General features: G+C 32.4%; 22 protein-coding genes. 16 read left to right on the top strand and 6 right to left on the bottom strand.

Annotated features, from left to right (window positions below):
- The first annotated feature begins 11 nt into the window (after positions 1 to 11).
- The 3 genes from HMPREF2586_RS06470 to HMPREF2586_RS06460 all read left to right on the top strand — a co-directional run bounded on the left by HMPREF2586_RS06470 (position 12) and on the right by HMPREF2586_RS06460 (position 2793).
- Positions 12 to 1151: a DUF418 domain-containing protein gene (locus HMPREF2586_RS06470; protein ID WP_046208039.1), complete on the top strand. Its 1140-nt coding sequence runs from the start codon at positions 12 to 14 to the stop codon at positions 1149 to 1151.
- Between the two features lie 119 nt (positions 1152 to 1270).
- Positions 1271 to 2176, top strand: coding sequence for a fumarylacetoacetate hydrolase family protein (locus HMPREF2586_RS06465; protein WP_046208040.1), 906 nt, complete (start codon positions 1271 to 1273; stop codon positions 2174 to 2176).
- Between the two features lie 227 nt (positions 2177 to 2403).
- Positions 2404 to 2793: a YisL family protein gene (locus tag HMPREF2586_RS06460; protein WP_046208041.1), complete on the top strand. Its 390-nt coding sequence runs from the start codon at positions 2404 to 2406 to the stop codon at positions 2791 to 2793.
- Positions 2794 to 2856: 63 nt separating this feature from the next.
- Here HMPREF2586_RS06460 and HMPREF2586_RS06455 read toward each other — a convergent pair whose 3' ends face one another.
- Together HMPREF2586_RS06455 and HMPREF2586_RS06450 are read right to left on the bottom strand one after the other, a co-directional pair.
- Positions 2857 to 4179: a CoA-disulfide reductase gene (locus HMPREF2586_RS06455; RefSeq protein ID WP_064209436.1), complete on the bottom strand. Its 1323-nt coding sequence runs from the start codon at positions 4177 to 4179 to the stop codon at positions 2857 to 2859.
- A gap of 28 nt (positions 4180 to 4207) precedes the next feature.
- Positions 4208 to 5050, bottom strand: coding sequence for a Cof-type HAD-IIB family hydrolase (locus HMPREF2586_RS06450; protein ID WP_046208043.1), 843 nt, complete (start codon positions 5048 to 5050; stop codon positions 4208 to 4210).
- A gap of 113 nt (positions 5051 to 5163) precedes the next feature.
- On the opposite strand from HMPREF2586_RS06450, the gene HMPREF2586_RS06445 reads away from it, so the two are divergent.
- Positions 5164 to 5472 carry a metal-sulfur cluster assembly factor gene (locus tag HMPREF2586_RS06445; RefSeq protein ID WP_019469047.1) on the top strand — a complete coding sequence of 103 codons (309 nt, stop codon included), beginning with the start codon at positions 5164 to 5166 and terminating at the stop codon, positions 5470 to 5472.
- Between the two features lie 231 nt (positions 5473 to 5703).
- Positions 5704 to 7527: an acyltransferase family protein gene (locus tag HMPREF2586_RS06440; protein ID WP_070657772.1), complete on the top strand. Its 1824-nt coding sequence runs from the start codon at positions 5704 to 5706 to the stop codon at positions 7525 to 7527.
- Positions 7528 to 7698: 171 nt separating this feature from the next.
- Here the strand turns inward: HMPREF2586_RS06440 and HMPREF2586_RS06435 are convergent, their stop codons facing one another.
- Positions 7699 to 8118, bottom strand: coding sequence for a nuclear transport factor 2 family protein (locus tag HMPREF2586_RS06435; protein ID WP_064209435.1), 420 nt, complete (start codon positions 8116 to 8118; stop codon positions 7699 to 7701).
- A gap of 318 nt (positions 8119 to 8436) precedes the next feature.
- Here HMPREF2586_RS06435 and clpB point away from each other — a divergent pair, with 318 nt between their 5' ends.
- Positions 8437 to 11046, top strand: a complete 2610-nt coding sequence (gene clpB / locus HMPREF2586_RS06430; RefSeq protein ID WP_046208046.1) for an ATP-dependent chaperone ClpB — start codon at positions 8437 to 8439, stop codon at positions 11044 to 11046.
- 255 nt (positions 11047 to 11301) lie between these two features.
- On the opposite strand, the gene HMPREF2586_RS06425 is transcribed toward clpB, so the two are convergent.
- Positions 11302 to 11496 carry a YjzD family protein gene (locus HMPREF2586_RS06425; RefSeq protein ID WP_046208047.1) on the bottom strand — a complete coding sequence of 65 codons (195 nt, stop codon included), beginning with the start codon at positions 11494 to 11496 and terminating at the stop codon, positions 11302 to 11304.
- A gap of 228 nt (positions 11497 to 11724) precedes the next feature.
- Between HMPREF2586_RS06425 and HMPREF2586_RS06420 the strand changes: the two genes are divergently transcribed.
- From HMPREF2586_RS06420 to HMPREF2586_RS06410, 3 genes are all read left to right on the top strand, one after another.
- Complete coding sequence (locus HMPREF2586_RS06420; RefSeq protein ID WP_040030149.1) at positions 11725 to 12666, top strand: beta-ketoacyl-ACP synthase III; 942 nt, start codon at positions 11725 to 11727, stop codon at positions 12664 to 12666.
- Between the two features lie 11 nt (positions 12667 to 12677).
- On the top strand, positions 12678 to 13922 hold the full coding sequence (fabF, locus tag HMPREF2586_RS06415) for a beta-ketoacyl-ACP synthase II (RefSeq protein WP_070038090.1): 1245 nt from the start codon (positions 12678 to 12680) through the stop codon (positions 13920 to 13922).
- 244 nt (positions 13923 to 14166) lie between these two features.
- A complete protein-coding gene (locus HMPREF2586_RS06410) occupies positions 14167 to 15417 on the top strand; it encodes an MFS transporter (protein WP_064209432.1) in 1251 nt (416 codons plus the stop codon).
- Between the two features lie 36 nt (positions 15418 to 15453).
- Here HMPREF2586_RS06410 and HMPREF2586_RS06405 read toward each other — a convergent pair whose 3' ends face one another.
- Positions 15454 to 15828 carry a DUF3899 domain-containing protein gene (locus HMPREF2586_RS06405; protein WP_064209431.1) on the bottom strand — a complete coding sequence of 125 codons (375 nt, stop codon included), beginning with the start codon at positions 15826 to 15828 and terminating at the stop codon, positions 15454 to 15456.
- Between the two features lie 245 nt (positions 15829 to 16073).
- On the opposite strand from HMPREF2586_RS06405, the gene opp3b reads away from it, so the two are divergent.
- Genes opp3b through HMPREF2586_RS06380 form a run of 5 tightly spaced genes read left to right on the top strand, consistent with a single transcriptional unit; the run spans position 16074 to position 21768 of the window.
- On the top strand, positions 16074 to 17000 hold the full coding sequence (gene opp3b, locus HMPREF2586_RS06400) for an oligopeptide ABC transporter permease (protein WP_064209430.1): 927 nt from the start codon (positions 16074 to 16076) through the stop codon (positions 16998 to 17000).
- On the top strand, positions 17000 to 18067 hold the full coding sequence (gene opp3C, locus HMPREF2586_RS06395; protein WP_046208052.1) for an oligopeptide ABC transporter permease: 1068 nt from the start codon (positions 17000 to 17002) through the stop codon (positions 18065 to 18067). Before opp3b ends, opp3C begins: the two co-directional genes overlap by 1 nt.
- A gap of 17 nt (positions 18068 to 18084) precedes the next feature.
- The gene (locus HMPREF2586_RS06390; protein WP_070812693.1) at positions 18085 to 19170 is read left to right on the top strand and encodes an ABC transporter ATP-binding protein; all 1086 of its coding nucleotides are present in this window, start codon (positions 18085 to 18087) and stop codon (positions 19168 to 19170) included.
- Positions 19160 to 20101: an ABC transporter ATP-binding protein gene (locus tag HMPREF2586_RS06385; RefSeq protein ID WP_176745315.1), complete on the top strand. Its 942-nt coding sequence runs from the start codon at positions 19160 to 19162 to the stop codon at positions 20099 to 20101. Before HMPREF2586_RS06390 ends, HMPREF2586_RS06385 begins: the two co-directional genes overlap by 11 nt.
- Before the next feature lie 17 nt (positions 20102 to 20118).
- The gene (locus HMPREF2586_RS06380) at positions 20119 to 21768 is read left to right on the top strand and encodes a peptide ABC transporter substrate-binding protein (RefSeq protein ID WP_070657767.1); all 1650 of its coding nucleotides are present in this window, start codon (positions 20119 to 20121) and stop codon (positions 21766 to 21768) included.
- Between the two features lie 395 nt (positions 21769 to 22163).
- On the opposite strand, the gene trpS is transcribed toward HMPREF2586_RS06380, so the two are convergent.
- Positions 22164 to 23153 (bottom strand): tryptophan--tRNA ligase, encoded by a 990-nt coding sequence (trpS, locus tag HMPREF2586_RS06375; RefSeq protein ID WP_070657765.1) that lies wholly within the window; start codon positions 23151 to 23153, stop codon positions 22164 to 22166.
- Positions 23154 to 23457: 304 nt separating this feature from the next.
- Here trpS and spxA point away from each other — a divergent pair, with 304 nt between their 5' ends.
- The gene (gene spxA, locus HMPREF2586_RS06370) at positions 23458 to 23853 is read left to right on the top strand and encodes a transcriptional regulator SpxA (RefSeq protein WP_040030144.1); all 396 of its coding nucleotides are present in this window, start codon (positions 23458 to 23460) and stop codon (positions 23851 to 23853) included.
- A 312-nt stretch (positions 23854 to 24165) separates the two neighbouring features.
- Positions 24166 to 24882, top strand: a complete 717-nt coding sequence (mecA, locus tag HMPREF2586_RS06365; protein ID WP_064209428.1) for an adaptor protein MecA — start codon at positions 24166 to 24168, stop codon at positions 24880 to 24882.
- Positions 24883 to 25380: the final 498 nt, after the last annotated feature.

Below are 25380 nucleotides of genomic sequence, written 5' to 3'. Positions count from 1 at the left end.
AGTGCTAAACAGTGTCGACACAGCAGAGAATATTCGAACTGGATGCTTTACGTGGATTCAGTTTGTTAGGTATTGTATTGATGAATATATTGACATTTAGTATGCCATATGAGGAATCATTTTTACCGGATTTAGTGAAAGGGATAGATCAAAGTATATTAAGAGTTATTACACTGTTTGTAATCAGTTCTTTTTATCCTATTTTCACCTTTTTATTTGGTTATGGTTTAGCCATTATGTACAAACATAGTCAGAGAAGAGCGATGAAATATTATCCCTTTATTTATAGAAGATTAACTTTTTTATTAATATTAGGTGCATTACACGGTTTTTTACTATTTTCAGGAGATATTTTGTTCAGTTATGCATTTACAGGGATGATTGCAGTATTATGTATTAAAAAAAGTAGCAAGAAACTCTTTAAAATAGGTGTTATTTTATATGCAATAAAAGTATTTATCTTAATTTTACCTACTTTTTTAGTAACATACTTAGATGATCCATATAGTACTATTAATATAAGCGGATTTAATGTTTCTGAAATCGTCAATCTAAAGCAAAGTGGCGAATATTTTAACTATTTAAAAGTAAATGTTGTAGAAAACACCTATAATATTATAGATACAATAACTTTTTCTGCATATTTTGAATTTTTACCGTATGTGTTTTTAGGAATGGCAGCACAAAAATACAACTTGGTTGAAAAGGTACAATTCGCACAAAATCGTCATCGTCACGTTTTATATGCATGCCTTATGTTAATTGTTGGATACGCTTTTAAAATGCCATATGTAGTGGACATTGGAAACCAAGCTTTTGCAATCATTAGTGCTATGATTGGTGGGCCACTTGTAGCGTTTGGCTACATATTATTATTTATCTATTGTTGTCGATTTAAGCAATTTTCCAAAACCGTAAATATCTTTAAATACCCAGGAAAATTGAGTCTAACAGTATACTTAATGCAAAGTTTTATTTTTACATTTATTTATGTAGGTTTAGGTTTATATAATAAGTTACCACTGTATGAATCTTATTTAATCGTATTGGTTGTATATAGCTTACAACTAATTTTCTGTTATGTGTATCTGAAATTTTATAGATACGGCCCTATTGAATGGTTGTGGCGTAAAGTGACTTATTTAAAATAGCGATACAAAATTATGTCTATGTTTATTGAATTTTTTGAAAATAATGGGTATTTATTTGTGATTTGTTACTAAATATAGTTATAATATGTAATAAGATAAAGATGAGGAGCTGATATTGAATGAAATTTCTATCATTCAGACATAATGAACAGACATCTTATGGTGTGAAAGTTAAAAGAGAAGAAGCTGCTTGGGACTTGAAAAAAGTCTTTGCAGATTTTGCGGAAGGGGACTTTCATCCTAAGACATTATTGAATGGTCTTCAACAAAATCAAATATTAGATTTCCAAGAACAGGTTCGTAAAGCAGTCGTAGCGGCAGAAGATAGTGGTAGAGGTGAAGAATATAAAGTCGCATTTGCAGATATTGAATTTTTGCCACCGGTCACGCCAACAAATAATGTGATTGCTTTTGGACGTAATTATCAAGACCATGCTAGTGAATTAAATCATGAGGTACAGCGTTTATACGTCTTCACAAAAGCAGCTTCATCGTTAACTGGTGATAATAGTGTAATACCAAATCATAAAGATATTACAGATCAGTTAGATTATGAAGGTGAGCTAGGTATTGTGATAGGTAAATCAGGTGAGAAAATTCCTAAAGCTTTAGCACTTGACTATGTATATGGCTATACAATCATTAATGATATTACTGACCGCAAAGCCCAAAATGAACAGGATCAAGCATTCTTATCTAAAAGTTTAACTGGTGGTTGCCCAGTTGGTCCATATATAGTAACTAAAGATGAATTACCTACACCTGAAGATGTAAATATTGTAACTAAAGTAAACAATGAAATTCGTCAAGATGGTAATACAGGAGAAATGATTCTTAAAATCGATGAATTGATTGAAGAGATTTCGAAATATGTAGCATTACATCCTGGTGATATTATTGCTACTGGTACACCAGCTGGTGTGGGGGCAGGTATGACACCGCCTAAATTTTTACAACCAGGTGATGAAGTAAAAGTAACGATTGATAATATTGGTACTTTAACAAATGTCATAGCAGAAAAATAATTATAAACGAATTAGGCTAATTATAATAAGTTAGCCTAATTTTTTTGATACAAAGTAATGATGTTGCTATAAATTGAAAATGAAGATAAAATGTGAAGTGCAGAACTTTTTTTGAAAAATATTTACTTTTTCAGTATGATTAAAAAAGTACGCTTTTAATTTTATAATTAAAAGTAACAATGTATTGATATTTTTTATAAAGTAAAAATAGTGTGGGGGTATTAAATATGTTACATATGCATATTGCAAGTTGGGTATTGCTAATTATCTTGTTTTTCGCTGCTTATTTTAATTTCTCAGAAAAACAAGGTGCGACACCTTATTTTAAACCAATTCATATGTTATTAAGGTTATTCATGGTTTTAGTCTTAATTTCAGGATTCTGGATTTGGATTCAAGCATTTGGTGATGGAAATTCAGGCGGGCACATGTTATTAACATTGAAAATGATTTGTGGTGTGGCTGTCGTAGCATTAATGGAAGTTACAGTTACAAAACGAAAAAAAGGACAAGCAAGTCATGGTATGATGTGGAGCACAATTGCAGTTATTATAATCACTATCATTATTGGGGTTATTTTACCGCAAGGCCCAATCACACAAATGTTTGGTATGTAATATAAAAAGCGGAGACATTAAGCTGTCTCCGCTTTTTATTTTCACGTATTAAATTAGCTGAAATTATTTGTTGCGCGCTTTATAACCAATCATATTGATGATATCTTTTGGTCGACTATAAGGTGGGGCATAGGAAACTTCGAACTCAGTAAGTTCATCTATTGTCAACTTATGCAACATTGCCATAGATAAAACATCTATACGTTTATCTGCACCATTTTTTCCTACTGCGGCAGCTCGAATAATGCGTCTGCTTGATTTATCGAAATAAACACGTAAATGTAACTTAGTATTTCCTGGGTAATAGCCCGCGTGTTCTCCTTGGTTAGCTTCTACCATTTCGTAATCAAAGTTATCTAATTCTTGTGGTGTTACGCCAACGCTGGCAAACGTATAATCAAAGAATTTTACAATATTTGCACCCAAGTAACCTTTAAAGTGTATAGATGCATTACCAGCTAGTTGTTCTGCTATAATACTCGCTGCTCTATGAGCACCCCATGCTAATGGTACGTGTGCATTTAAGTCCACATGACGATAATGTGAAGTAATAATATCACCTAAAGCATAAATGTTATCAATGTTAGTTTGGAACTGATCGTTTACTGGAATATAACCCTTACTGTCTAAACTTACATTTGATGATTGAATAAATTCGGAATTAGGTTTTACTCCAACCCCTTCAATAATCAAATCATAGTTTTCAACTTTACCAGATTTGAAATGAACTGTATTACCATCCACTGATTGAATTTCTTCATTTAAACGATAATTGATATCTCTCGCTTCCATTTCATCAAAAATGGGTTGATTCATATCGCTATCCATTAACTTGTTCACATGAGTTGAACGGTGTATCAATGTGCTTTCGATACCTCTATGGTGTAAATTGTCTAATATTTCTAAACCTATATATCCTGCACCAACGACAAGGGCAGTTTTAACGTTTTGGTGTTCTATAAATTTTTCAATGGCATCAGTATCTTCCATATTTCTTAATGTAAAGCTGATATCACTGTTTAAGTTTAAAGTATTTGCACTGCACCCTGGACTTAAAATTAAAGTGTCATAATCTTCTTCAAACGTTGTATTGTCACGCTTGTTATAAACAGTAATTGTTTGCGCTTTGTCATTAATTGCAGTTACCTCGTGATAAGGTTTAACAACAATTTTTTTAGAATCATAGAAAGACTCGGGTGTAGCTTCTAATACTTTGTCTCTTGAATCTACGACATTTCCTAAATAATAAGGAAGTGCACAGTTAGCAAAACTCATATCTCTATCTTTTTCAAAAACAGTTATTTCACTCTCATGGTCTAGTCTTCTGATTTGGCTAGCAACGGTTGCACCTCCAGCAACAGCACCCACCACTACAATTTTATTCATAGTATATTGCCCCCTATAAATTTAGTGTTTAAATATGTGATTCTACTACTGTTTCATACGATATATTTAAATGAAAGAAATCGTTTAAATAGCGACCAATGCCATCTTCATTATTTGAATAAGTCACATGATTGGCTACATGTTTTAGTTCATCTAAACCATTTCCCATAGCAATACCATGTTTGGCATATTTTATCATTTCTAAGTCATTATCTTCATCGCCGAATGCAATAATATGGTTTCTGTCTACATCTAAATAAGTTTTCACATAATCTATGCCTCTAGCTTTACTAATTCCTTGTTTTACGATTTCGATTACTGGGAAAGGTGAGCCCCATCTTCGGTGTTCAATATTTTCTGCATAGAAACGGGTTAGCATTTGTTTGATTCTAGGAATCATAAATTCTTCAGCTTCAACTAAAATGGAAGTAGGCGATTCATTTAAGGAGTAAAGTAAGTCACCAGTTTCAATTTTAGGATTTCCCATTGAAAAACCATCGAATAATTTTTGGTCAAAATTATTTAAAAAAACATAATCTTTTACTTCAGCAATAATGTTGGAGACACCAAAGTTGTTCAGTGACTGAATGATCTCATGTGATAAGTCTAAATCCAGTACTTCATGTTTATTTTGGAAATGATCATCTTTTGGATGGTGAACGAATGCACCATTAAAGTTAACTACAGGAGTATCCATATTTAGTTCATGGTAATAAATTTGACTGGCTCTGTATGGTCTGCCTGTTGCAATCATTAGTTTGTGTCCTTGCTTTTGCAATGTAGTTAAAACCTTTTTTGTATAAGGTGTAATTTTCTTGTCATCGTTTAATAGTGTTCCGTCTAAGTCTAAACAAATTAAATAAGAACTCATGTAAATCTCCTTTGAATTTAATAAATGATGTATGAACATCATAGCATTTTATTGGCGTTTTGTAAGATATTTGATATATTGTTAGTATGATTAAATACGAAGAGGTGAAAAGTATGGACGAAGGATTAAAAGATAGCATACTAAATGCTTTAGAGATGGTCATAGACCCTGAGTTAGGAATCGATATTGTAAACTTAGGTTTAGTATATAACGTAGATGTTGATGATGAAGGTTTATGTACAGTGGAAATGACGTTAACTTCTATGGGTTGTCCGCTTGGACCGCAAATTATGAACCAAGTAAAAATGGTCTTAGCAGAAATTCCAGAGATTTCAGATACAGAAGTAAATATTGTTTGGAGTCCACCATGGAGTAAAGAAATGATGTCACGCTATGCAAAAATAGCGCTAGGCATAGGTTAATATACAGATTAGAGAACTAGTTTAAGTAACAATGCGATGAGATACGTATTGCTAACTTAAGCTAGTTTTTTTATTTAAACAACATATACCCACTTTGTGTCAGGCTATTTTAAAATTATTTATTTCTATCGCTCAATTCATTAAAATAATTGCAGTTGTATTACATTAGTATTACAATGGCTAGGTAAATAAAATAGATGTTTATGTAATTTTAGGAAAGTTTGTGGGAAAATGAACAATAATCTTGAAAATTGTCGTGTGAAACGTAGCACGCGATACATGCCAGGTTTAGATGGTTTAAGGGCAATTGCAGTGATTGGTATTATTATTTACCATCTAAATAAGCAATGGTTAACCGGTGGATTTTTAGGTGTTGATACATTTTTTGTTATTTCGGGATATTTAATTACTAGTTTACTGTTAAATGAATATGAAGAAACAGGGATAATTAATTTAAAAAACTTTTGGATAAGACGTTTTAAAAGATTGATACCTGCAGTATTAACTTTAGTATTTGTTGTCATTGTGGTAACACTGGTATTAAAACCAGACGAAATTATTAATATTAAAAAAGATGCAATAGCAGCAATTTTTTACTTTTCAAATTGGTGGTACATCGCTACAGATGTCAATTATTTTGAACAATTTGCTTTCATGCCATTAAAACATTTGTGGTCTTTAGCAATTGAAGAGCAATTTTACATAGTTTTTCCAATTCTTTTTATATTCCTTTTATTAGCTTTTAAAAAATATCGTAATGTTGTTTTGATATTTTGGATTATTTCGTTAATTTCTTTACTAGTGATGATAAGCATTTCACAACCACATATGTCTCATTCTCGAGTTTATTTTGGTACAGATACAAGACTTCAAACTATGTTATTAGGCGTCATATTAGCGTTTTTATGGCCTCCGTTCAAGTTGAAAAAACATCCGAAAAAGACATTAACGCATATCATAGATGGTATTGGTGTTTTTGGTATTTTTATCTTGCTTTTACTTTTTTATAAAGTTAATGATAATAGCGATTGGATTTATAATGGTGGTTTTTATTTAATATCTGTAATGACATTATTTGTCATAATGAGTGTTGTTCATCCATCAGGTTACTTTGCTAAAGTCATAGGAAATTCTATTTTTGTTATGATAGGTAAAAGGTCCTATAGCTTATATTTATGGCATTTTCCAGTGATTAGTTTTGTACATTCATATTATGTTGATGGACAATTACCGAGTTATGTGTACTTATTAGATATCATATTGACAATTATTTTAGCAGAATTATCGTATCGTTATATTGAAACGCCTTTTAGAAAAAAAGGTTTCAAAGCACTTTCTATAAAATTAAACCAAAAAATACCATTAGTGAGAACAGCTATTTTATTAATTTTTATGATTCCAAGTTTATTTGTTTTAGCTGGTAGCTTTGATAAATTAGGGAAAGATATGGTTTCAGATAAAAAAACTACGTTTAAGACTAATGAATTTGATAAACAAATAGTGAGGCCTATACCAATTGATGATGTAAACTTTTTTGGTAAATCAAATGCTAAAAAAACCTCCAAATCAGAAGTTTTTACAAATATTAAACCACTGCTCATTGGTGACTCAGTGATGGTTGATATTGGTGAGAATTTTAAAAAAAGGGTGCCCAATGCACAAATTGATGGTGAGGTTGGTCGTAATCTTTACGATGTCGCTCCACTTGTAGAAAAACATTATCGTTCGTTTAATAAAAAATCAGATAAAATTGTACTAGAGCTTGGTACAAATGGAGATTTTAGTAAAGAACAATTAGATACGTTAATCAATAAATTCGGGAATGCTCAAATTTATTTAGTGAATACGAGAGTTCCGAGAAGTTATGAAGGCCATGTGAATAAATTGATGACAGATGCTGCACACACACACAAGAATGTAACGCTTGTTGATTGGTACAAACGCTCTGAAAATCATACAGAATACTTTGCACCAGACGGTATTCATTTAGAACCAAAAGGTGTAGAGGCATTGACGGATGAAATTTTAAAACATATAGCTAGCAATGCAAAATAAATTAAAAACTTAGAGAAATATGAAATCAATGAAGCTTAACTAACAAGCAAACGCCAATTTTTGTTAAAATTGGCGTTTACTTTGCTTTTGAACATCTATAAAGAAAACTGTCATTTGAAGATGTACTTTAAATGGCATATATTTACCATTGATGAATTAGCATAGATGATATTAATATTTTCTATCTTGTTTCTTGATTGGGTAATCGTTTGCGCTCATATCCCTTCTAGTCATGAGTCCATGGCTATTAAATTCCCAATGTTCATTACCATGGGTACGCATCCATTGAGTTGTTGAAGCATCATACCATTCATACTCAAATCTAACTGAAATACGGTTATCGGTGTAACACCATAATTCTTTCATCAATTTGTAATGAAGTTCTTTATTCCATTTTCTATATAAAAAAGATTTGATTGCTTCTCGACCTTCAAAAAACTCATTACGATTTCTCCATTGTGAATCAAGTGTATAAGCGAGACATACTTTTTCAGGATCTCTAGTATTCCATGCATCTTCCGCCAATTTAACTTTTTCTAAAGCTGTCTGTTTATTAAACGGCGGCGTTGGCTTTTTGATTACATCTTTCATATAGATAACCTCCAATCTTGTATATTTACAATAATGCTAACATAGCTTTAAAGTAATGAGGAATGTCCTATTGTTGAAAATATAAATATTGCTATAGAATTTAATAGCTTTATATTATTTATCTAGATGTTTTAACATATATGTATCTGGTAAAAGTTATGATATAGTAAGCGTTCAAAACTTATAAAAAATAATTGAAAAACCAACCCTTTATTGTTGATTATTGCCGAGAAGCGTAATATAATATAAATAAGGTCAAAGAAAGTCAAAGTCAAACTTACTTTATTGATCAATCATTAAATGGTGAGGTGAATCAATTTGGATATCAATCAAATGACCTATGCAGTCCAAAGTACATTACAAAATGCTATTGAACTGGCTAAAATAAATGAAAATCAAAATATTGAAATTGAAGCTGTATTATCAGCGGCATTAACAGAAAGTGAAAGTTTATTTAAAAGTATTTTTGATAGAGCGCATATAGACACTGATAAATTAGATCAATCATATAAAGAAAAGCTTAAAAAATATCCATCCGTTCAAGGAGATAATGTCCAATATGGCCAATATATAAGCCAAAATGCTAACAATTTATTAAATAAAGCTGAATCTTATATGAAAAAATATGAAGATGAATATATATCTATGGAACACATCGTATTAGCTGCTATTGATATAGATGATACGACTAAACAATTTGTAGCAAATAAAAAAGAAGTTATTGAAGAAATTATTAAAAAAGTTAGAGGGGGCAGTCACGTGACATCACAAAATCCAGAAGCAAATTATGAAGCTTTAGAAAAATACGGTCGTGACTTAGTTGAAGAAGTACGTCAAGGAAATATGGACCCTGTCATTGGTCGTGACGAAGAAATTCGTAATTCAATCCGTATATTAAGTAGAAAAACTAAAAATAATCCTGTTTTGATTGGTGAACCAGGTGTAGGTAAAACAGCAATCGTCGAAGGGTTAGCGCAACGTATCGTTCGTAAAGATGTGCCAGAATCATTGTTAGATAAAACAATTTTTGAACTTGATTTAAGTGCACTTGTGGCTGGAGCTAAATATCGAGGAGAATTCGAAGAAAGATTGAAAGCAGTACTTAAAGAAGTCAAAGACTCTGACGGCAGAATTATTTTGTTTATTGATGAAATTCATATGCTTGTAGGTGCTGGTAAAACTGAAGGGGCTATGGATGCAGGTAATATGCTTAAACCGATGTTAGCTCGTGGTGAACTACATTGTATTGGTGCGACTACATTAAATGAATATAGAGAATATATTGAAAAAGACTCAGCTTTAGAGCGTCGTTTCCAAAAAGTAAATGTATCTGAGCCTAATGTAGAAGATACAATTTCTATCTTACGTGGTTTGAAAGAACGTTACGAAGTATATCACGGTGTTCGTATACAAGATAAAGCATTAGTAGCAGCAGCTGAATTATCAGATCGGTATATTACAGATCGATTCTTACCGGATAAGGCAATAGATTTAGTAGACCAAGCATGTGCGACGATACGTACTGAAATGGGCTCAAATCCAACAGAATTAGATCAAGTGAATCGTCGTGTTATGCAGCTGGAAATTGAAGAGTCGGCATTGAAAAATGAATCTGATAATGCTAGTAAGCAGCGTTTACAAGAGCTACAAGAAGAATTAGCGAACGAAAAAGAAAAACAAAGTTCTATTCAATCACGTGTTGAAGAAGAAAAAGAAAAAATAGCTAAGTTGCAAGAGAAACGTTCAGAATTAGATGAAAATCGAAAAGCTTTAGAAGATGCTGAAAACAACTACAATTTAGAAAAAGCAGCGGAATTACAGCACGGTAAAATTCCACAATTAGAAAAAGAATTACGTGAACTAGAAGATGCTTTCCAAAATGAACAAAATGAAGACAATGACCGCATCATTCGTGAAATTGTTACCGATGAAGAAATTGGTGATATTGTTAGTTCTTGGACAGGCATTCCAGTATCAAAATTAGTTGAAACTGAAAGAGAAAAACTCTTGAACTTATCTGATATACTTCATGAACGTGTTGTGGGACAAGATAAGGCTGTAGATTTGGTTGCAGACGCAGTTGTCAGAGCACGTGCTGGAATTAAAGATCCTAACAGACCCATTGGCAGCTTCTTATTCCTAGGCCCAACTGGTGTGGGTAAAACAGAATTAGCGAAATCTTTAGCATCAACTTTATTTGATTCAGAAAAACATATGATTCGTATTGATATGAGTGAATATATGGAAAAACATTCTGTCTCACGTTTAATAGGTGCGCCTCCAGGTTATGTTGGACATGAAGAAGGCGGTCAACTGACTGAATCAGTACGACGTAATCCTTATTCAGTCATTCTGTTAGACGAAATAGAAAAAGCACATTCAGATGTGTTCAATGTGTTGCTTCAAATATTAGAAGAAGGTCGTTTAACTGATTCACAAGGTCGAGAAGTAGACTTTAAAAATACAATTATTATCATGACGAGTAATATAGGTTCACAAATTTTATTAGAAAATGTAAAAGATACAGGTGTAATAACTGAATCAACAGAAAAAGCAGTTATGAATAGTTTAAATCAATACTTCAAACCTGAAATCATTAATCGTATGGATGATATCGTATTATTTAAACCATTATCTGTAAATGATATGAGTTTAATTGTTGATAAAATTTTAACACAATTAAACATTAGACTGATGGAACAACGTATTTCAATTGAAGTTTCTGACAAAGCTAAGACTTGGTTAGGTGAAGAAGCATATGAACCACAATTTGGTGCAAGACCACTTAAAAGATTTGTTCAAAGACAAATTGAAACGCCACTTGCACGCAAAATGATTAGAGAAAATCTACCGGAAGGTACGTTAATAAAAATAGATTTATCTGATGATGGTTTAACATTTGAAGAAATTAAACCAGAAATGATATAAGAAGAAATAAATAGAAAATAGTGTTTGCACATCATCGCTATTAAAATATGCCCATAAATGATTTGGAGAAATTTATTTATGGGCTACTATTATATTAATGTTGGATTAATTAAAAAGTTAGTACATTTAAAATCTTAGAAATTTTCTATAGCAAAAAGGCAATCTCTAAATTGAAAACTTAGAGATTGCCTTTTTAAATTCGTTCGAGATATTTTCGTTTCGAACGCTTCTTAAAAATGTGTATGCGATAAATAATTAGTGTTGTTCTTTCGTTTCATGCTTTGAAGGTTTAATAATCAAGTCAAATAATACGACAATGATTGTAAATACAATAGCACCAATAATAGGGGTAATCAAATTAAGTGCGCCCCCACCTGAAAGACTGTTAAGCACGAAATTTACCATTTGTAATAAGACAATAGACCAAAATAACACTGCGAGGTATTTCATTATGTAATGCCTCCAATTTAATATATATACATTTATTATAAATAAGAATGTGATATTTGTATAGTAGTAAGTTATAAAGTGTAGATTTTAATTGTACTAATTTTCACTATAAATTATAATAATAAATGTGATTTTAATGAGTATACTAGGTGAAGTTCTTGTATTGGAATTATGTATTATGTTAAATTAATACCTGGTATTAAAAAATTATTAAGAAGGTGTACAACCATGAACGTGGGTATTAAAGGTTTCGGCGCATATGCGCCTGAAAAAGTAGTAGAGAATGCCTATTTTGAATCGTTTTTAGAAACTTCAGATGAATGGATTTCGAAAATGACAGGTATTAAAGAAAGAAGATGGGCTGATGAAGATGAAGAGACGTCTGATTTAGCTTATCAAGCAAGTGTTAAAGCTATTAATGATGCTGGTATTGAACCAACGGACATAGATATGATTATTGTTGCAACATCTACAGGAGATTTTCCATTTCCAACTGTGGCTAACATATTACAAGACAGACTTGGCATCGGAAAGGTTGCTTCTATGGATCAGTTAGCTGCATGTAGTGGTTTCATGTATGCAATGATTAACGCTAAACAATTCGTACAATCAGGCGATTATAAAAATATTTTAGTTGTAGGTGCAGATAAATTATCTAAAATCACAGATTACACAGACCGTTCAACCGCTATTTTATTTGGTGATGGTGCTGGTGCAGTCGTTATCGGCGAAGTGTCTGAAGGCCGAGGTATTTTAAGTTATGAACTTGGATCAGACGGTTCTGGAGGCGAATATTTATATTTAAATCCAGAAAATGGTAAGATATTTATGAATGGACGAGAAGTGTTTAAATTTGCTGTTAGAATCATGGGTGAAGCCTCTAATAATGCAGTTGCAAAAGCAAATTTAGAACCAAACGATATCGATATGTTTGTGCCACATCAAGCGAATATTAGAATTATGGAATCTGCAAGAGAACGATTAGGTATACCTAAAGAAAAAATGAGCGTCTCAGTGGATAAATTTGGTAATACTTCTGCAGCTTCAATTCCATTAAGTATCGCACAAGAATTAGAAAATGGTAAAATTAAAGATGATGATGTTTTAGTACTAGTAGGATTCGGTGGCGGTCTTACTTGGGGTGCTGTAACAATAAGATGGGGAAAATAGGAGGATAATATATGAGCAAGGAACATCGTGTCGTCATTACTGGTATGGGTGTTTTATCACCAATCGGTAATGATGCAAAAACTTCATGGAAAAATGCACTAAATGGTGTTAGTGGTATAGATGAAATAACACGTATAGATACATCAGCATATAAAGTTCATTTAGCTGGTGAATTAAAAGACTTTGATATTGAAGATCATATAGATAAAAAAGAAGCGCGTCGTATGGATCGATTCACACAGTATGCAGTAGTCGCTGCAAGAGAAGCGGTTAAGGATGCAAAACTAAATATTAATGAAGATACAGCTAATAGAATTGGTGTTTGGATTGGCTCAGGTATCGGTGGCATGGAAACATTTGAATTATCACATAGCCAATTGCTAGAGCGTGGCCCTAGACGTGTCAGTCCTTTCTTTGTTCCGATGTTAATTCCTGATATGGCTACAGGCCAAGTATCTATTGATTTAGGTGCAAAAGGGCCGAATGGTGCTACGGTTACAGCATGTGCTACAGGTACAAACTCAATTGGAGAAGCTTTCAAGATTATTCAACGCGGTGATGCCGATGCTATGGTTACAGGTGGTACTGAAGCGCCAATTACACATATGGCAATCGCAGGCTTTAGTGCAAGCCGTGCTTTAACAACGAATGAAGATAAAGAAACAGCTTGTCGACCATTCCAAGAAGGCCGCGATGGCTTTGTAATGGGAGAAGGCGCAGGTATTGTTGTACTTGAATCTTTAGAGTCAGCCAAAGCACGTGGTGCAGAAATTTATGCTGAAGTAGTTGGTTATGGTTCAACAGGTGATGCTTATCATATTACAGCTCCAGCACCTGAAGGCGAAGGCGGCTCACGTGCGATGCAAGCAGCGATTGATGATGCAGGCATTGAGCCCCAAGATATTCAATATTTAAATGCTCATGGTACGAGTACGCCAGTTGGCGATTTGACTGAAATTCAAGCGATTAAAAATACATTTGGTGAAGCAGCTAAAAACTTAAAAATTAGCTCTACAAAATCAATGACTGGTCACTTATTAGGTGCAACAGGTGGTTTAGAGGCCATTTTCTCTGCTTTATCTATTAGAGATGGCCGCATCGCGCCAACCATCCATGCTGAATCTCCAGACCCAGAGTGTGATTTAGACATTGTTCCAAATAAAGCTGAAGATTTAGATATTACTTACGCTATGAGTAATAGTTTAGGATTTGGTGGCCATAATGCCGTCCTTGTTTTGAAAAAATTTAACGACTAAATCATATGTAATGATAAAAGGCTGAGGCAATTCATTTGTCCAGCCTTATTTATTTTGGCTGAAATTATTTAACAGATACGGAGTGATATGAATAAGCGATGATATCTATTGAAGATAGTTTTAATTTTTAAATAATATATATTTTAATAGTAAAATACATAATTAAATTTGATATATTGTATATTTATAGTGTGCACCTAGTGTATAATGTGCTTTATATTTACTTCAAAAGGAGGCAGTCAAGATGAAACGCTTTTCAACTTTGTCAACAACTTTGAAAACACGAATGATTGCAGATTTTATCTTGATTATAGCAAGTCAAGCCATCATGCCTTTTATAGCACTTTATTTAACGAGCAAGGTGAACGCAGTTTTTGCAGGGACATTTTTAATTATAAATATTATAGTGAGTTTTATAGTGTCTTTTTTAGGTGGATATTTAGGTGATAATTATAATAGGAAGAAAACGGTGAATTATATTCACTTTTTATATGCAATTTGCCTAATTATTCTAAGTATTACGGTTACTATGGACGGTACTGGTTTAGTTATATTTTGTATTGCTATTTTTGTTTTTCAATTATTATTTGCTGCAAGTGAACCTATATTTGAAGCGGCTATTATGGATGCTATATATGAAGATGTTAGGGCATATGTATATCAACTCAATTATTGGATGTTTAATATCGGTACAGCCATCGGTATGGCGTTAGGTGCATTATTATATTTGGGGCATAAACATTTATTATTTATTCTTTTCTTTGTCGCTATGTTAGTAAGTTGGTACTTATTTGAGAAGTATTATGATGTTAAACAAGTTATTAGTAAAAAGGGCGACGTTACGACTAAATTTAAACATTTTTTTGAAAGCTATCGAGATGTAGTTAAAGATAAATATTATATGATGCTAAATTTGGGCTATATGATGGTCATCATGGCTGAATTGAGTTTAAATTCTTATGTCGTGGTAAGGTTGAAAGATGCTTTTGAACCATTATCGATTTTAGGTTTTTATATAGATGGTGTCAGAATGTTTACGGTCATTATGATTATTAATACAGTAGTTGTCGCCACTTTAACATTTACTGTAAACAGAATTGTCGCAGCGACTTCGACTAGAATTGCATTTATGATTGGGATTGTCTTGTATACATTAGGATACAGTGTATTGACGTCTGCAACATCGTTTTGGATTTTATGCTTATTTTCAATTTTGGCTACTTTAGGGGAATTAATATATTCACCTATACAAAATGCACAACGATTCTTGATGATTCCTGAAGATAAACGAAGTACGTATAGTACATTTGCAATGGTTTCATTTTACGGCGGAAATATTTTAGCACGTCTAGGACTTATTATTGGCGCATTTATATTACCATGGATGATGTCTATCTACGTGGCAGTCATTGTTTTGTTGGGCTTTATCCTACTTTATTATGCACTTTTTTGTAATCCCAATATTGATAATCAACAGAAAAAAAGGCTGGATTAGTTATTGTTATTAAATACAATTACTAATCCAGTCTTTTTATATAGCAAATGATATTAAAATAGAGATAATGACATAAATGAGATTACAAAGAAAAGCAATTTTCACCCAAGATGAAACAATATAAATATCTTTTTTAGGTTTAGTAGGCTTAAAAAACGTATCATCTTCAAGCGAGCTTCTATGTTTCTTTCTCATCAATTGATATTTTAATCTTCTAAAACCAAAGCTTGTAGGATCTAAAACGCCTTCCTGCACAACCAAAATGATAAAAGAGAATATTGCTAAGAAGATAGAGACATAGAATATAATATTAATAAAGTTTATCCAATTATGGTTTGAAAATAACCATAAAATAAATGAAATTATAGGTGTAATAAGTAAAAATAATACGAGATGTTTTAAATATTTCATGTCGTTGCCCCCCAAAAAAGAATTAAATTAATTGTAACTTAAGTTAACTAAAAAATGAATAAAAATTACTATAAATTCGTTAACAACAGTATTTAATTAGAAGTTTAAAATTAATTAATTTTTAATTTCTTTAATAAAGTAAAGCAATAGAATATTGATTAAAATCTTAACTAAACGTATAATGTTATTAAATATTCTGAATATTGTGAAGGGAATGTTTAATTCGATTCAAAGGGGGATACAATATGCTTAAATATGTTTTAAAGCGATTGGGTTATATGTTTTTGTCATTATTCATTATCATTACCATTACTTTTTTCTTGATGAAACTTATGCCAGGTTCACCATTTAATGATGAAAAATTAAATGATGAACAAAAGCAAATTCTAAATGAAAAATATGGTTTGAATGACCCAGTACCAGTTCAGTATGCGAGTTATTTGAAGAATGTTGTTACGGGGGACTTTGGTAACTCATTCCAATATGATAACCAGCCAGTTTGGGATTTAATCAAACCAAGGTTATTACCATCTTTAGAGATGGGTTTAACAGCGATGGTGATTGGTGTCATACTCGGTCTGATTTTAGGGGTCATTGCGGCAGTCCGGCAAAACACCTGGGCTGACTATACAGCTACAGTAATTTCAGTTATAGCAGTATCGGTACCATCATTTGTCTTAGCTGTTTTATTACAATATGTATTTTCAGTAAGGTTACAATGGTTCCCAGTAGCAGGTTGGGAAGGTATTTCAACAGCAGTGTTACCATCTTTAGCACTATCAGCAGCAGTTTTAGCGACGGTAGCAAGATACATAAGAGCAGAAATGATAGAAGTGTTAAGTTCAGATTATATTTTACTTGCACGTGCCAAAGGTAATTCAACAATGAGAGTATTATTTGGACACGCATTAAGAAATGCCTTGATTCCAGTAATTACAATTATTGTGCCAATGTTGGCAAGTATATTAACAGGTACTTTGACAATTGAAAATATTTTTGGTGTGCCAGGGTTAGGGGATCAATTCGTAAGATCGATTACCACGAACGATTTCCCAGTAATTATGGCGACAACTATTTTATTCAGTACACTATTTATAGTTTCTATTTTCCTTGTAGATATATTATATGGTGTTATTGATCCACGTATACGTGTACAAGGAGGTAAAAAATAATGGCTGATAATAAAAATGAAAATTTAAATCAAGATTATTCAAATGCAGTTATGTCACATACCTCAGAAGCAATACCAGCATCAGATTTTATTAGAAGTAACAATGATATTGAAAAAGAACCTGAAATACAGCGAGAAAGTAAAAACTTTTGGCAGGATGCATGGACACAATTAAAGCGTAATAAATTAGCGGTAGTTGGTATGATAGGGTTAATTATTATCATTATTTTAGCGTTAATTGGGCCATTATTTAGTGCGCATGACTATGCTGAACAAGATGTTGAAAGACGTAACTTACCAGCTAAAATACCTGTACTAGATCAAATTTCATTTTTACCATTTGATGGTGAAGGTGCTCAAGGTAAAGATGCCTATGAAGAAGCTGGAGTGAAAGAAAATTTCTGGTTTGGTACAGACCAATTAGGTAGAGATTTATGGTCACGTACTTGGCAAGGTGCACAAGTATCATTATTTATTGGTGTTGTTGCAGCATTGCTCGATATTTTTATAGGGGTCATTTATGGCGCGATTTCAGGATTTTTTGGAGGACGACTTGATAATGTGATGCAACGTATTATTGAAATTGTTGCGTCTATACCAACATTGATTGTTGTTATTTTATTCGTGTTAATCTTTGAACCATCTATATGGACGATTATATTAGCGATGGCAATCACAGGCTGGATTGGAATGAGTCGTGTTGTCAGAGGGGAATTCTTAAAATTAAAAGGCCAAGAATTTGTATTAGCTTCAAAAACATTAGGTGCATCTAAACTTAAATTAATATTTAAGCACATATTACCTAACACACTAGGAGTTATAGTTGTTACATCTATGTTTACAGTGCCGAATGCAATCTTCTTCGAAGCATTCCTAAGCTTTATTGGTATTGGAGTGCCAGCACCAAGAACATCACTTGGTTCACTTGTAAATGATGGTCGTGCAATGTTATTGATTCATCCACATGAATTATTTATTCCGGCTATTATTTTAAGTTTATTAATATTATTCTTCTATCTATTTAGTGATGGATTACGTGATGCATTTGATCCGAAAATGCGTAAATAAAAAGGGGGCAACATTTTATGTCAGAAAGAATATTAGAAGTTAACAATTTGCATGTTTCCTTTGATATTGACGCAGGGGAAGTGCAAGCAGTACGTGGCGTGGATTTCTTTCTAGATAAAGGAGAAACACTAGCGATTGTTGGTGAATCAGGTTCTGGGAAATCAGTGACAACAAAAGCTATTACGAAATTATTCCAAGGTGATACAGGGAGAATTAAAAAAGGTGTTATTAATTTCTTGGGTGAAGACTTAGCTCAAAAATCAGAAGAAGAGTTAATTAAATTACGAGGAAAAGATATTTCTATGATTTTTCAAGATCCGATGACTTCGCTTAATCCTACAATGAAAATAGGCAAGCAGGTTATGGAACCACTAATGAAACATAGAAATTACAATAAAGTAAATGCGAAAAAAAGAGCATTGGAAATATTAAACCTTGTCGGTTTACCAAACGCTGAAAAACGTTTTAATGCCTATCCACATCAATTTTCAGGGGGACAAAGACAGAGAATAGTCATTGCGACAGCACTTGCATGTGAGCCTAAAGTATTAATTGCTGATGAGCCAACTACTGCACTTGATGTAACGATGCAAGCTCAAATATTAGAATTGATGAGAGAGTTACAAAGTAAAATAAGTACTTCAATCGTTTTCATCACTCATGATTTAGGTGTTGTTGCTAATATAGCAGACAGAGTAGCTGTTATGTATGGTGGTCAAATGGTTGAAACAGGGGATGTAGATGAAATATTTTATGACCCTAAACACCCGTATACTTGGGGACTATTATCATCGATGCCTGATTTAACGACTGGTTCAGAAATAGAATTATTAGCTATTCCAGGTACACCACCAGATTTATTACACCCGCCTAAAGGAGATGCGTTTGCTGAACGTAGCCAATATGCATTAGATGTGGATTTTAAAACACCGCCACCATGGTTCAAAATATCTGATACACATTTTGTGAAATCTTGGTTACTTGACGAGCGTGCACCTCATGTTGAACCACCAGAAATGGTACAAAAACGTTTACGTAAGATGCCAAATAATTACGATAAACCGCAACAAGTAGAAAGGGTGGCGTTTGATGATGCAAAATAAAGACATACTTTTACAAGTGAAAAATGTTAAACAATATTTTAATGAAGGAAAGCGTAACGAAGTGCGTGCAGTTGAAAATATTTCATTTGATATTTATAAAGGGGAAACATTTGGATTAGTTGGTGAATCTGGTTGTGGAAAATCTACAACTGGTAAAGCTATTATTAAACTCAATGATATAACTGATGGAGAAATACTTTATGAAGGTATCGATATTCAAAAAATAAAAAACCGTAAAGATTCGTTGAAGTTTAATAAAAAGATGCAAATGATTTTCCAAGATCCGTATGCTTCATTAAACCCAAGGTTAAAAGTCATGGATATAGTAGCAGAGGGGATAGATATTCATAAGCTAGCTAGTGGGACAAAAGACCGAAAAAGAAGAGTGTACAATTTATTAGAAACAGTAGGTCTTAGCAAAGAACATGCCAATCGTTATCCACATGAATTCTCAGGCGGTCAAAGACAACGTATCGGTATTGCACGTGCATTAGCAGTAGAACCAGAATTTATTATTGCAGATGAGCCAATATCAGCGTTAGATGTGTCAATACAAGCCCAGGTCGTTAATTTGTTATTAAAGTTGCAAAGAGAACACAATATTACGTTTTTATTTATTGCCCATGACCTTTCAATGGTGAAATATATTTCAGACAGAATAGCAGTAATGCATTTTGGTAAAATTGTCGAATTAGGTTCTGCAGATGAAATATACAATTATCCGTTACATCCTTACACGAAATCATTGCTTTCAGCAGTACCACAACCGGATCCTGAAAGTGAACGTTCTCGAAAAAGAACAGTGTATAAAGAAGACACATCCAAAAATAATCAACGGTCATTAAATGAAATACAACCTGGCCATTTTGTATTTACTACGGATGAAGAAGCAGAAACATTAAAATCTCAAATGCAAGCACCATCAGTATAAGGGGAAGGGGGATTAATATGAAAAGGATTAAACTATTTATAGTTTTATTAGCTTTAACGGTGATTACAGCGGGATGTAGCAGTGCTGAAGGTATCTACTCGGACAAAGGACAAGTATTTAGAAAAGTGATACCACAAGATATTTCTTCATTAGACTCTGCACTAGTGACCGACACGGTATCTTTTGATTTATTCAATCAAGTCTATGAAGGTCTTTACACTTTGGATAAGAATGATAAAGCACAACCAGGTGTCGCTAAAGAAATGCCAAAGAAAAGTAATGGCGGTAAGACATTGACAATTAAATTGCGTAAGGATGCAAAATGGTCTAATGGGGATCCAGTTACTGCACAAGATTTTGTTTTTGCATGGAAACGTGTTGTCAATCCAGATACAGCTTCAGAATATGCTTACATAATGTATGACTTAAAAAATGCTGAAGACATTAATATGGGTAAAAAAGATGTTGATAAATTAGGTGTAAAAGCGTTAGATGACCACACATTAAAAATTGAACTAAATAAGCCAATACCATATATTAATGAAATGCTTGCATTTGGCACATACTTGCCACAAAAAGAAAAAGTTGTGAAAAAGCATGGTGAACAATATGCTACAACTGCAGATAAAACAGTGTTTAATGGTCCGTTCAAAGTTCAAGATTGGAAAGTTGAAGATAAAATTCAATTAGTTAAAAATGAAGATTATTGGGACAAGAAAAAAGTTCATTTAGACCGTGTAAATTATAAAGTGTTAAAAGACCAGCAAGCAGGAGCATCACTTTATGACACTGGTTCTGTAGATGATACTACTATCACCGCCGACCAAGTGGATAAATATCAAGGAAATCCTGGTTTGAAGAAACGTTTGTTGGCTAGTACGTTCTATATGAAGTTAAATCAAGATAATGTACCTGAATTTAAAAATAAAGATATGCGATTAGCTATTTCGCAAGCGATTGATAAAGAGGGGTATGTGAATTCTGTAAAAAATAATGGATCAAAAGCGACAGATGGGTTCACAGCTAAATTAACGGCAGAAACACCTGACGGCAAAGACTTTGCCGAATCTATAGATTCACCACTTGCATATAATCCGACAGCAGCTAAGAAACACTTAGAAAAAGCGAAAAAAGATTTAGGTGTGAAAGAATTGACGTTTACCATGAATACTGAAGATACACCAGATGCAAAGATTTCAGCAGAATATATTAAAGCACAAGTAGAGAAGAATTTACCAGGTGTCACTTTGAAGATTAAACAATTACCGTTTAAACAGAGAGTAAACCAAGAACATTCTGAAACATTTGAAGCATCGTTATCAGGTTGGGGGCCAGATTATCCAGATCCTCTAACATTCTTGGAAATTATGACAACAGGTAATCCTTCAAATAATACCGCTTGGGGTAGTAAAAAATACGACCAACTCGTTAAAGATGCGAATGGTAAATTATTGAAAAAACCGGAAGAACGTAATGCAGCGATGAAAGAAGCGGAAGAATTATTACTCAATGATGCACCTGTAGCACCTATATATCAAAAAGGGGAAGCACATTTAACCAATCCACAAGTCAAAGGTTTATTCTATCACCAAATTGGTGGTGATACTTCGCTAAAAGAAGTAAGCATTGATAAATCAATTGACCGTGAAACTGGTAAAAAGAAATAAAATAAGTGAAAAATGAAATTTGAGTACAACTTATTGAAATAATGAAAATACGTCACTTTCTATGTCATTATATAGAGAGTGGCGTATTCTTTGATATCATACATTTTTAATCCTTGTTAAATAATTACTTTCCAACAGAAGAACTGACAATAAATGATTATTGATATTGTAAGACCTAATTGATATATTTCAAAAATTACGGTGTTAATGTAGCATACATCAACTAAACAAAATTGTAATTTGCTAAAATCACGTGGATAGTTGTAGAAGGAATGATGAAATTTGAGTACAACCAGGTTAATATATGTATCGAAAGTTGAAAAAACAGACTAATCCTTTAATTTGGATTGGTCTGTTTTAGAATGAGATGTATGCCAATTTTTTTGATTTTTAGATTATCTTTTTCGACCTAAGCCCATTGCTTTTTCCATTTTTTTTAATGTTTTAAATGAAGCTTTTTGAGCTTTCTCTCTACCATTATCTAAAATCGTATCTAATTCATCTGAGTTGAAATAATACTCATATTTTTCTTGGAACTGAACTAAAAAGTCTTTTACAATTTCAGCTAAATCTGATTTAAATTCACCATAGTTAGAATCTTTATACTGTGTTTGGAGTTCATCAATTGTTTTATCAGTTAAACTTGAATAGATAGATAATAAATTTGAAATGCCAGGCTTATTGTTACGATCAAATTTAATAATACCATCTGAATCTGTTACTGCGCTTTTTATTTTTTTAGCGCCAACATTGGGTTCATCTAACAATGAGATATAATTCTTTTGGTTATCATCACTTTTACTCATTTTTTTCGTTGGGTCTTGTAAACTCATAACACGACCACCAACTTTTGGCATGCGTATTTCTGGTTTTACAAGAACATCGTTGTAACGTGAATTGAATCGGTCTACTAAATTTCTAGTTAATTCAATATGTTGTTTTTGGTCGTCTCCAACAGGAACGATGTTTGTGTTATAAATAACGATATCTGCTGCCATTAATGGAGGATATGTAAGTAAGCCAGCTGGTATACCTTCCGTTTGTTTTACTGCTTTATCTTTAAATTGTGTCATGCGTTCTAATTCACCAATAGATGAAATAGTTGTTAACATCCAGCTAGCTTGCACATGCGCTGGCACTTCAGATTGTATAAATAATGTTGATTTTTCTGGATCAATGCCTGAAGCTAAATAAATTGCTGCTAGTTGTCTTGTTTGTTTACGTAGTTTTAATCGATCTTGTGGAATTGTAATTGCGTGTTGATCCACGATGCAGAAGAAACAATCATAGTCTTCTTGGACTTCACCAAATTGCTTCAACGCACCAATATAATTACCAAGCGTTGGGATGCCGCTAGGTTGGATACCAGAAAATAAAGTTTCCATTTTTTGATGCCTACCTTTTTAATAATTTAATTTATCTACTTTAGTAATAGTATAACAGTATTTCAATCATTTGTAAGTTATGTTAAACTGTATACATATCAATATTTCTAACTAAATTGATTGGGAATTAAGCTTATTTGAAAATTTTTAAAAAAATTAGAGAATTCTCATTTAATTTTAATGTTGATAGGGTATACTTTAATTGTAAGGTTAAGAGAGGTAAAAATGACTTAGTAATTTCTTAATCATATAAAAATTGAAATCTAATGAATTTATATTCATGAAAAATAGGAGAGTGAGATGTATGGTAACATTATTTACTTCACCAAGTTGCACATCTTGCCGTAAAGCGAAAGCATGGTTACAAGAACATGACATTCCGTATACGGAGCGTAACATTTTTTCAGAACACTTAACAATTGATGAAATTAAACAAATTTTAAAAATGACTGAAGATGGAACAGACGAAATCATATCTACTCGTTCTAAAACTTATCAAAAATTAAATGTAGATATTGATGCTTTACCACTTCAAGACTTATATTCAATTATCCAAGATAATCCAGGTTTATTAAGACGTCCGATTATCTTAGATGATAAACGTTTACAAGTTGGTTATAATGAAGATGAAATCAGACGTTTTTTACCTAGAAAAGTACGTACGTTCCAATTGCAAGAAGCGCAACGTATGGTTGATTAATTTATAAATAGAGCGATTAAGCCATAAAGTAATGTTATTGTGATGTTGCTTTGTGGTTTTGTTGTGTTTACCATAACAGATAAATGTATACTTACGTCAAACAAATCGATTATTCGATTGTGAATAATTATTGACTAAATTCAAACAGCACTCTATAAAAAGTGCTGTTTTTTGGCCTTTTATAAGGGTATATGTTATTATAAGAGACCAAATAGAAAATAGTAAAAATTAATCAAACAAATTAATTGTAATTCTTACTACGTTCTAATAAAATAATGATTACTATTCATCGACTGTAAGGAGTGAGATGATATGAGAATAGAGCGAGTTGACGATACTACCGTTAAACTATTTATAACATATAGTGATATAGAAGCAAGAGGTTTTAAACGAGAAGATTTATGGACTAATCGCAAACGTGGAGAAGAATTCTTTTGGAACATGATGGAAGAAATCAATGAAGAAGAAGATTTTGTTGTTGAAGGTCCTTTATGGATTCAAGTACATGCTTTTGAAAAGGGCGTTGAAGTAACAATTTCTAAATCTAAAAACGAAGATCTTATCAATATGTCTGATGAAGACAATGACCAATTAGATCATCAAGTTAATGATTTATTATCACAAACATTTGATCAAGATGATAGTTTAGAGGATTTATTTGAACAACGACAACAACAAAAAGAGACACAACAAGATCAAGAACGCAACAAACGTAAGCCGCAAAATACACGTACTGTTATAGTTAGATTTAATGACTTGGAAGAAGTAATTGATTATGCTTACCATAATAATCAAAGAACAGATGAGTTTGAAGATTTATTATATAGTTTTAATAATGTATATTACTACGCTGTTCACTTTGATGAAACAGTTGGACAAGAAACAATTAACGATAGTTACAGTCAATTACTTGAGTTCGCATATCCTACTGATAAATCAGAAGTATATTTAAACGATTACGCAAAAATTATTATGAGTCATAATGTCGCTTCACAAGTACGTCGTTATTTTCCTGATACAACAGAATAACTACGATAAAGAAACTAATATAAATTATTATCAACAATGATTATGATTTGATTAGTAGATTAATTTGAGACTGACAGTCTGGGACATAAAGTTCTTGGACAAATGAAAAAGGCAATTTCTATTGAAATCATATAGAAATTGCCTTTTTCTGTATTGTTTTAAAGTAAGGCATTTGATTCTGTGAGAGCTACATCATTCAGATACCATTATTGACCTTTTTCTATTGTACGACTAGAGCATACAGATTGGGTGTCTACATGTAGAATAATTATTAACATCATTTTGGTTGATATAAGACGTTGTTTTTAAAGTATTTTAATGTGAAATGACATATGAATACGTTGTATTTTGGTTAGGTGCTGAATGTACAGGATAAGCGAAGACTGCAGTATGAAGCTGTTTTCTAAGAAAGCAAGTCAACTATACGAAGTATTGAATAATAAAGAAGCGCGCAGATAAATTGAATTAAATCATCTGCGTGCTATTTTTCTAGGATTT

The organism is Staphylococcus sp. HMSC034G07, assembly GCF_001835975.1.
GTDB classification, from domain to species: domain Bacteria; phylum Bacillota; class Bacilli; order Staphylococcales; family Staphylococcaceae; genus Staphylococcus; species Staphylococcus ureilyticus.
The sequence above is the reverse complement of the archived record's forward strand: the minus strand, read 5'-3'. Positions and strand labels throughout refer to the sequence as shown.